Annotated in this window: 1 protein-coding gene; it reads left to right on the forward strand. The window is 35.3% G+C overall.

The features are described 5' to 3' along the window. The first annotated feature begins 485 nt into the window (after positions 1-485). Positions 486-1028, forward strand: a complete 543-nt coding sequence (locus CYL18_RS18970; RefSeq protein WP_407984669.1) for an HAD-IIIA family hydrolase — start codon at positions 486-488, stop codon at positions 1026-1028. Positions 1029-1181 lie beyond the last annotated feature (153 nt).

A 1181-nucleotide genomic window follows, 5' to 3' on the forward strand; every position in this document is an offset into this window, starting at 1 on the left:
TAGCTTGATCCGTTATAGTGTGCGATTGCGAAATTAGAGCAGTCGCTTTTTTACTAACGGGGCAGGTTAGCGGAAGAGAAGGAATTTTGTTATAAAGGGAAAGGGGGAGCATGTTGAACAAACCTATGTTAATAGTCGTAAATGTAATTACGGGGCTTTTCGTTATGATTTCTAGTGTTCTTGGATATGGCTTTAGTGGGATTGGAGAAGGTTCTACCAATGACTTCACAATCATTATTTGGTTCTTTATTTGGGTGATTGGTATATTATTACAATTTAAACTGAAAACTAGGGTAATAGGATTAATTATTACTATCATTCCAGTTGCATATTTCCTTTACATCTATATTTCCGCTGTAATGATGTAATTAGTTTTATGGATAATTGCACTTAAGCTAAAGGGGCAGTTTAGCGGAAGAAGGAAATTACATTAATATAGTCGAAAATATATAGTTGTACATATTCGTGGCGTGTAGGAGGCTATTTTGAATAACAGACGTAAGATAGAAGCAGTATTTATAGATAGAGATGGTACCATCGGTGGAGACAACACTGTGCATTATCCTGGAGATTTTGAGTTATTTTCATTCTCGAAAGAGCTAATACGCAAATTAAAGAGTGACGGAATAAAAGTATTTTCATTTACTAATCAACCTGGTATCTCAGCAGGCAAGGCCACTATTAGTGACTTCATAGTAGAACTAAACGGATTTGGTTTCGATGATATCTTTATTTGTCCGCATAGCTACAGTGAAGGTTGTCATTGTAGAAAACCTAATATAGGAATGTTACGTAGTGGTGCAGAAAAGCATAATGTACGATTAGAAAACTGTATTGTGATAGGTGATAGATGGAGTGATATGCAGGCTGCATCAGCTGCAAACTGCATTAAAATACTTGTGAAAACTGGAGCAGGTTATTCAACGCTAAACGAACACTATGAAAAGATTGAAGATATTGATATTGAATATGTTGCAGAAAATTTAAAAGATGCAATAGAGTGGTTGTATCTTCAATATGAAATTTAAATTATCTGTTTTAATTAAGGAGCTTCCCTGCCGAATCCAAAAGCTGCGATCAGCTCTTTTCTGTTATTTCACAAACGGGGCAGCATTCCTGTAATGAATGAAAATGAGATTTGAGCATAAAAAGACCTCTTGATACGATGAAAGTGTCCTAAA

It is taken from the genome of Pradoshia eiseniae, assembly GCF_002946355.1.
In the GTDB taxonomy this organism is placed as follows: Bacteria; Bacillota; Bacilli; order Bacillales; family Pradoshiaceae; genus Pradoshia; species Pradoshia eiseniae.